This window comes from Ruminococcus sp., from assembly GCF_017650195.1.
Classification (GTDB): Bacteria; Bacillota; Clostridia; order Oscillospirales; family Ruminococcaceae; genus Ruminococcus.
The window spans coordinates 1-8,207 of the sequence record NZ_JAGCFH010000205.1 but is presented as its reverse complement, the minus strand read 5'-3'; the positions used below and the strand labels follow the sequence as shown (position 1 = coordinate 8,207).

The window sequence follows — 8,207 nt, the reverse complement described above, 5'->3', positions numbered from 1 at the left end:
TGCCAGTCCTGCTTAATGAAGGCATTGAGGGAGCTTACAAAGAGCGGTGCACTTGTTATACTTCCTGTCGGAAGCGATGAATTTATAAAGCATATTGCAGATGAAGTAATATACCTGAACCGTAATTATGACATAGATGATCTGCGACAGTTTTATGATAAACAGTTTGGTGAAAAATGGATTCATTAAAGATTGCTTTTCTATGTGTTTGAAAAGCACGGAGGTGTGATCAATGAGCTTTGATTTCGATATAAAAGTACGTATCAAGGACAAACTGACCGGCGATATTATCTCTGGTTCAAAAGTGATCTCTATGTCTGAAAATCCCTCTTTTTACAGTGGATTTGTAGAAGTATGCTGGTGGAACAGCAGCATATTCATGGATCTTCCACCGGCAATTTTCAGAATATGCGGTAAATACATGGAAAAACAGTATCCGCTTGAAGAAGGTATGGAAGGAAATCTCTATACTATTGTGCCGAGAGCTGCTATGCGTGAAGTTTGTTCCTATATATACAGCAGATGCTGCGTACTTGATTCAGATCTCAATACAGATGAAAGAGACTGGAGCTGGCGTGATGCCTATGAAGTAACCAATATCGATCGTGTAGAAAAACTGCGCGATCTTTTGACATCACTTGATTATGTTGATCATCGTAATCAGGAGTGTGGGATTGCAGAGGATTATATCGGCGATCTCCGGAAAAGAGAAGTATTCAAAAATAATCCGCAGGGGTATGAATTTGAATTTATGCTTGATTATCATTACTGCCGTCCACGGTAATAATTGGATTGTATGAAAGCTTAATAAACACAAAGCACTTGTCCAATTAGTGACAAGTGCTTTGTATATTCCTGAAATAACTATTATAAACAACGCGTTCGCTTGTCCTTTTTCTGTAAAAAAGAAACTCACCCGTGAAATTGCTACTCTGTTATTATTAAATTTCATCACATCAACAGATGACAGTGTACTGCATTGTCTTTATGATTTTTTGCTGTCTACTTTATTGAAAATGAAGTTATACATCTTGATTATATTTCCGACCAGTATTGCTGCAATGATGCTTCCCTCGCGGACTCCTTTAAGCTTGCAAAGGAAAATCAAGCATATCACAGCCGCAATAGCTATGTATAGAATATCAAAGAATATCTTAACATTTTCGTATCTGAAACTGAATACTTTGCTGATAGCACGGTTCATAGCTTCTCCAGGCAGCATTGCAACTGCACCTTTCAGCTGTATCCATATGCCAAGTGCAAGTATGAAGCAGCCAAGTAGCATAAATACAAACTGCATTGGGTAAGCTGTGACATTAATATCCTTTATGAGCCATACAGAAAAATTTGTAAGATAACCATATACAAAGGCCAGAACAGTCTGAATTGCTATCTCGATATAGTTGCATTTCCCTTTCAGTACGATGACTTGTATAACTATCTGTATCACACTAAGCAAATTCAGCCAGCCGCCAAAGGATAATAGTGAACTTACAAGTGATACCGAATATGGCACGGATGCAACAGGTGATGTTCCGAGACCAGCTTTTGCCGAGAAAGCGACGCCCATTGAAGCGATGAACAGTCCCACAAGGAACAGAGAATACCGCTTTATTATATCAGGCATATTATGAGTGGATGATGAATTATTATTGCTTTGAATATTACTTTCTGTCATAACAATTCTCTCATTTTCGGTGTAATAAGCCAGCATTCTTCAAGTTCTTGATTACGACAGGACCATGCATAAATCGAATAACGGTGATCATCTTTAAGCAGTATCTTTTTTGTTTCAGACCAAAGTGTGTCGATAATACTTTGATCTTCTCCTTGTTCCATAAGATCTTCGATTCCCTGGATGATAAGATTAACGGCAAGATATTTCTGCCATTTGCTCATATTATCAGAATACTTGTTATAGAAGGCGATATAGTCAGATGTGTGCTTTGGATCGCCGGCACACCATTCCCAGTCCTGTTCATCTGAAAAAGGTAATCTTACACCGCATTCTTCATTTATCTTTTCATAGAAATTATCCATTTATATTATCCTCTATTTACGTTTCGCGCATTTTGCCCAGTAGTTCATGAAACGTTCTTTAGTTCTGTAGATACGATGCCACAAAATATTACTCTTGTCGTAACTTTTGCCGCTTTTTATAAGTAATTCTTCATGTTCCCAGTCAGCTTCAGCTTCAGCTTTTGTCCAGCGGCTTACATAGTCATGTATGTCCCAGCTTTCGGTATATTTGCGGTGCAGACCTGATTTGCCTGCAATCAGTTCGCGCTCTGAAATGCAGCGGCGGAACAGTCGGTTTGCGTGCTGCTTTGCCAATTTTGAATCTTTATTATTATCCTTTATAATGGGATTCTTTTTATAGCTTCTGCTCATAGCGCGACCTCCTTTTAGCAATATCATATTCTCGTTTTTCCCATTATATCATAAGCAGAGTTAAAAATCAATCCTAGGTGGTATGAGTACCTCATAAAGCCCTTTCTGTGGTTGATTTTTTAATATATGTGATGTATAATTGATATGAAACCAAAACTATTATAAGTTTATAAAACTTAAGGAGCAATTCAAATGGATATTGATTATCTATTAATGCTGCAGCGTTTCAGAGAAAGAATCAATGATGTACTTACGCCGTTTATGGAGCTTGTATCATTTTTAGCTATTACATTTTTGGTACTTATACCTGCCTTTATATATTGGTGTACGAATAAACGTATTGGTCTGTATATACTTTCATCATATGCTTTGAGTTCAGTGCTTGCTGTTATCATAAAACTGACTGCCTGCGTCTATCGACCATGGATAAGGGACAGCCGTATTGTTCCTGCCGGAAATGCAGTAAAAACCGCAACAGGCTATTCATTTCCCAGTGGACATACTGCAAATGCAACCTCGATTTATGGTTGTTTAGCTCAAAAGTTATCTAAAAATCAAATGTGGATATCGTTCATTTGTCTGTTTATGATACTGCTCACTGCTTTTTCAAGAAACTATCTGGGTGTACATACTCCACAGGATGTTCTCACATCTATAATACTTGGAGCTGCTGTTGTATTTGGTATGTCAAAGCTGTTTGCTTACCTGTCATATCATAAGGAAAAGGAGAATATGTTACTGGCAGGAGGAATAGCTTTTGGTATATTGGCACTGGTATATATTTCTGTAAAGCCATATCCGAGTGGCATCGTGAACGATGAACTTCTCGTTGATCCTAAGGCTATGGTGAAAGATGGATTCAGCTGTATAGGCAGGTTTACTGCTTTTTGCAGTTCCAGATATGTCGAGAAAAAATGGCTTAGATACGTTCCTTCTCCATCGCTGAAAACTGCTGTACTTGGAATAGTAGGCGCTGTTACAACCATGCTTATAATAACATTCTGCGATTCACCGCTGGAATCAGTATTCGGTATGCAGTGGGGAGCATTTGCAAAGAACTTCATTATGATGTCCTTCATTATAGTTATATGGCCGGCTATTATGAAGCTGCTTATCAAAGATAAAGTTTTCAAAATGATGATAAATAACAGGATTAATATATGAAATACAAGGAATACGGGAAAGACAGTTCAAGGACTGTTATTCTGCTTCACGGTGGTGGATTATCATGGTGGAACTATCGTGAAGAAGCAGAGCTATTGAAAAATGACTACCATGTGATATTGCCGATATTGGATGGCCATGCGGGCAGTGATGCACATTTCAGTACGATTGAAAACAATGCAGCTGAGATAATTGACTTTATAAAAGAAAATCTTAACGGTCAGGTGTTTTTTATTGGAGGATTATCGCTTGGAGGGCAGATACTGCTGGAAATGCTTTCTCAGCAAGGCAATATATGTCAGCACGCACTTGTTGAAAGTACAGTTGTCATACCTTCAAAGCTGACAAACATGCTTATGAAGCCGTCCATAAACTGCACCTATTCCCTTATAAAAAAGAAATGGTTCTCGGAAATCCAGTTCAGATCACTGCACATGAAGGAAGATTTGTTTAGCGATTACTATCGTGATACCTGTGCGGTAACCAAAGATGATATGATCGCTTTTTTGCAGGCAAATACATCTTACACACTGAAGGACTCAATAAAGAAATGTTCGGCTAATGTTCAGTTGTATTATGGGCAAAAGGAACTCAAAGGAATAAAACGCTCTGCTCAGATTATAAAAGAAGCTATCTCAAATTGTACATTACATGAGCTTTCGGCACTTTATCACGGTGAGCTTTCCATAAATCTAGCAGATAAATATGTAAAGATAATACAGTCATTGAATTCTGTAGAATAGGAGAATTATGATGCAGTTGAAAACACTGTCACAAAATTCAGTGGATAAACAGATAGCAGACAAAATCAATGAAGAAGCTTTTCCTGAATACGAAAGGAACTCCCTTGATGATATGTATGCTTCTGATACGGCTGATAAAATTGAAATATTGGGAATATATGCTGCAAATGCTATAGTCGGATTTTTCATAGTTCGTAAGTATGCAAGCATTCGTTATCTTGCCTATTTTGCAGTCAGTCAAGAAAAACAATCAGCAGGTATAGGTAGCCAGGCTTTAAAGCTTCTTATTGATCGCTATCCAGATGCGCAGATAGTAGCAGAGTTCGAGACGCCTGATGATAGCTGTGATAATAATGCTATCAGACTTCGAAGACGTAGTTTTTATCTTAGAAACGGTTTTTATGAAACAGGCTGGTACAGCTACTACGATGATACTGAATTCACCATAATTTGCTCTGTACCTGGTTTTGATAAAGAGGGATTTGAACGATTTACTGCATATCTTAGTTCAATAGTTCCAGACCATATACCTAAACTGTACAGAAAATGAAGAGGCAGCTGATTTGAGCTATCTTTCGTTTTGTATATTATGATTATTGTATATACTATTTGTGTGTGCTATAATGAAGAAAAAAGTAGGAGCAGGTTATGTTAGTAGAGAACGGTGAATGGATAATACACGGACTTGCGTGGGACGATCCCTACAGGATACGCAGTCCGAAAGAGTTAATAAATTGGATAAATGAGGTGGGATTTTTACCACTTTTCGGCAATGGAGTCAAAGGCTTTTCTGTAGAGGAGCACGTTTCTACCGATTACTGGTGGACAGGGGATAGGGAGCAGGATCCATGGGAGTGGCGCGAAATAATAGCGGCAGGACATGAAATAGCTTATGGCAAGTTCTTTGATAAGAAGGCCGGCTTCATCAGCCTGGAATGGCTGCCATATTTTGCAAATTACAGGCGTGACGGTTATGACTTTGATTCCGCATGGGAGGATAGTAAGGTAAACCGCCGCGAGAAGCTTATAATGGACGTTCTTACAGAAACAAATAGTAACGGTGATATTATCTGGACAGATAAGCAGATACTGTCAACTGAGCTTAAACAGATGGCAGGCTTCGGGAAAGATGGCGAGAAGAACTTTCCTGGCATCACAACAGACCTTATGATGAAAACTTATCTTGTTATAGCGGACTTTCATAGGCGCAGGAATAAGAAGGGTGCAGAGTATGGTATGCCTGTTTCGGTGTTGCTGCCGCCAGAAGCTGTATGGGGATATGAAAGAATTACTTCAGCGTATGATGAAACTCCACATGAGTCCTGGAAGCGTATAGTTGACAGAGTTCAGCAACTATATCCAAATGCCGATGAATCTGAGATAATTAAACTTATAGGCAAAGAAGTTTGAGTGAAAACACAATAAGAAAGAGAATTATTATGAGACTACTTATAGTACCAATGGCAGCTATGGCTGAGACCTCAGGGCCGTTCTCACGTTGCAAGCTGATTGCCGAAAGTGCGTCTGCTTCAGGGATAGATGTTGCGACTTGTATTGCTGAAGATGTTAACTATTCAGAAATAAGCGGTATAAAGAACTATTTTCTTGACGTTCCTGCCCCGCTTGGAATGCCTGAGATTATAGCTTCAAAAGTGTTTCCTGTGGCACAGAAGATAGGCCTCACATCAAGGAAAACTGTAAGGAGCTTTGATGAAGTCCTTTGGTTCACGGGTAATTCAGTTTACAGTTATCTTTTGAAAAGCGTAGCAAGCATTCGAACAACCATAAGGAACTTCAAGCCTGATATCGTTTATTCAGAATTCAGTTTACCCGCTATTATTGCTGCAAAACTAGAAAAAAAGAGGCTTTGTACAACTGTGAGTTATCCTACTCAGCCTGAATATGCAGCTTCTCTTAAGCTCGCAAAAGGCGTGAACAGGTATATGAAAGAGAAGGGGCTTCCGCAGGTCAACTCTGCTTTGGAGCTTTTTGACTGGGCTGATGAGTGTTTTTGTCCGAGTATCCATGAGCTTGAACCTATTGAAAAAGAAAACGTTACTTTCTGCGGTTCGCTGAAAAAAGCCAGTATATCTGAACAGCTCAGAAACAAGATAGTCATTTATATGGGGAACGGTACAATCTCTGCAGCAATGACTGAGAAAGAGATAAGCAAGGCTTTCAGAGGTTCTGAGTATGAAGTGTATATAGCTTCAAAGTACATGAAGGTGAAGAATAAAGGCAATATTCATATAGCTCCGTATTGGAACTTTAACGAGATCCTTGAAGAGGCTGTATTGTTTATAAACCACGGTGGTCATAACAGTGTTGTGGATGGTTTGATTCACGGAGTTCCGCAGATGATAGTTCCTGGTAAAGTCTTTGAACGGAGATACAATGCTGTATCAGTTGTGAAAAACAAAGCAGGTATCATCATCCCATACAGACAGTTCAGAGCTGATGTCATTCACAGTAAAGCGAATAAAGTTATTGCTTCTGAGTTGCTGCGAAAAAATGCGGTTGAACTCGGCAAGAAGCTGGGGGCTCAAGGCGGTGTTGAAGTTATAATAAAACATATTTTGAAGTATGACATGAAAAAATTCGGCTGATTATTGGGCTACTTTTTGTTTTGTATATAATGATTATTGTAAATACTATTTGTGTGTGCTATAATGAAGAAAAAGGCAGGTGATATCATGACTAAGTTGACAAATGAAGAATATATCAGTAAGATAAAAGGCGGTATTTACGGACTCCTTATAGGTGACGCTCTCGGTGTTCCCTACGAATTCCACATGAAAGAGGATATACCGACGATAGAGCAGATAGAAATGACTCCGCCGGAAGGATTTATTAGAGCTCATTCAGGAACTGCTCCAGGAACATGGTCTGATGATGGAGCTCAGGCACTTTGTCTTCTGGATAGTCTGCTTTATAAAGGTAGTTTTGATCTTATAGATTTTTCAGACAGAGTTCTTGCGTGGTATGAAAACGGTTTATGGGCTGTTGATAATAGAGTATTTGATGTAGGCATACAGACATCAATGGCTCTTTCTATGTATAAAAGCGGTGGTAAGCCCGAGAATTGCGGTAATGTCCGTCCTGATGGAAAAGGCAATGGAGCTCTTATGCGTGTGCTGCCGTTAGCATTATGGCATAAAGGAACAGATGATGATCTTGTAACCGACGCTCATAAGCAATGCCTAATCACTCATGGAAACATCACTAATCAGGTATGTTGCGCTTTGTACTGCCTTATTGCAAGGAGGCTTCTTAATGGTTACAGTTTTGATATCTCACTAGATAGTGCAATACAAAAGTTGCGTGATATATATGCGAATATACCTGAGTATTCAGATGAGTTTCTATTCAGACTTCAGCCTGATGAGCCTGATATATGGATTGGAAAAGGTGGCGGATATGTTGTCGATAGTCTCAGAAGCGCTGTTATGATAATGAAGACTGCCCATTCTTACGAAGAAGCTGTAAAGCAGGCAATCGCTCTTGGTGATGATACTGATACAACAGCCTGTATCACAGGCGGGTTAGCTGGGGTTAAATTTGGATGTGACAATATCCCAATCCGTTGGGTTAACGAACTTAGAGATAAGGATAAGGTCGATAAATTGATACATAAGCTGATTATGAATTTAATTAATAATAATTCGCTAAGCAACAAGTGATATCAATTTGTACTCATGAATAATCAATTTTTCAGTTGACATTTGCGCTTAGATGTTATATAATCAGATTTAAAAACGCAAAATAAGTGATATTTGCGTTTTGCTCTGAAATGTTACCATGTAATTACTCGATGCATAATCGATTTTGAGCTTAATATAATAATAACGTCAATTGTAGGAGAATACAGTTCGGAGCAGGTTGAGGATGATAACAGATATACTGCTTATT

10 protein-coding genes and 1 pseudogene are annotated in these 8,207 nt (G+C 38.8%); 8 read left to right on the top strand and 3 right to left on the bottom strand.

Features of this window, described 5'->3' with window-relative positions; translation table 11 throughout:
- Both J6U00_RS09575 and J6U00_RS09570 read left to right on the top strand, forming a co-directional pair.
- A pseudogene (locus J6U00_RS09575) lies at positions 1-189 on the top strand (hypothetical protein); the annotation flags it as partial.
- 43 nt (positions 190-232) lie between these two features.
- The gene (locus J6U00_RS09570; protein WP_296581331.1) at positions 233-784 is read left to right on the top strand and encodes a hypothetical protein; all 552 of its coding nucleotides are present in this window, start codon (positions 233-235) and stop codon (positions 782-784) included.
- 201 nt (positions 785-985) lie between these two features.
- On the opposite strand, the gene J6U00_RS09565 is transcribed toward J6U00_RS09570, so the two are convergent.
- The 3 genes from J6U00_RS09565 to J6U00_RS09555 are packed head-to-tail and all read right to left on the bottom strand — an operon-like array spanning position 986 to position 2,391.
- Complete coding sequence (locus J6U00_RS09565; protein ID WP_296581329.1) at positions 986-1,678, bottom strand: DUF6198 family protein; 693 nt, start codon at positions 1,676-1,678, stop codon at positions 986-988.
- Positions 1,675-2,040, bottom strand: coding sequence for a hypothetical protein (locus tag J6U00_RS09560; protein ID WP_296581327.1), 366 nt, complete (start codon positions 2,038-2,040; stop codon positions 1,675-1,677). The genes J6U00_RS09565 and J6U00_RS09560 overlap by 4 nt, the downstream gene beginning before the upstream one ends.
- A gap of 12 nt (positions 2,041-2,052) precedes the next feature.
- Entirely contained in the window at positions 2,053-2,391 is a 339-nt protein-coding gene (locus J6U00_RS09555; protein WP_296581325.1) for a hypothetical protein, read from the bottom strand.
- Positions 2,392-2,583: 192 nt separating this feature from the next.
- Between J6U00_RS09555 and J6U00_RS09550 the strand changes: the two genes are divergently transcribed.
- The 6 genes from J6U00_RS09550 (at position 2,584) to J6U00_RS09525 (ending at position 7,978) form a co-directional block, all read left to right on the top strand.
- Complete coding sequence (locus tag J6U00_RS09550) at positions 2,584-3,555, top strand: phosphatase PAP2 family protein (protein ID WP_296581323.1); 972 nt, start codon at positions 2,584-2,586, stop codon at positions 3,553-3,555.
- Positions 3,552-4,298, top strand: coding sequence for an alpha/beta hydrolase (locus tag J6U00_RS09545; RefSeq protein WP_296581322.1), 747 nt, complete (start codon positions 3,552-3,554; stop codon positions 4,296-4,298). The genes J6U00_RS09550 and J6U00_RS09545 overlap by 4 nt, the downstream gene beginning before the upstream one ends.
- 10 nt (positions 4,299-4,308) lie before the next feature.
- Complete coding sequence (locus J6U00_RS09540) at positions 4,309-4,848, top strand: GNAT family N-acetyltransferase (RefSeq protein WP_296581321.1); 540 nt, start codon at positions 4,309-4,311, stop codon at positions 4,846-4,848.
- A gap of 98 nt (positions 4,849-4,946) precedes the next feature.
- Positions 4,947-5,708 carry a hypothetical protein gene (locus J6U00_RS09535; RefSeq protein ID WP_296581320.1) on the top strand — a complete coding sequence of 254 codons (762 nt, stop codon included), beginning with the start codon at positions 4,947-4,949 and terminating at the stop codon, positions 5,706-5,708.
- A gap of 29 nt (positions 5,709-5,737) precedes the next feature.
- On the top strand, positions 5,738-6,904 hold the full coding sequence (locus J6U00_RS09530) for a nucleotide disphospho-sugar-binding domain-containing protein (protein WP_296581319.1): 1,167 nt from the start codon (positions 5,738-5,740) through the stop codon (positions 6,902-6,904).
- Between the two features lie 87 nt (positions 6,905-6,991).
- The gene (locus J6U00_RS09525; RefSeq protein WP_296581317.1) at positions 6,992-7,978 is read left to right on the top strand and encodes an ADP-ribosylglycohydrolase family protein; all 987 of its coding nucleotides are present in this window, start codon (positions 6,992-6,994) and stop codon (positions 7,976-7,978) included.
- The last annotated feature ends 229 nt before the right edge of the window (positions 7,979-8,207 follow it).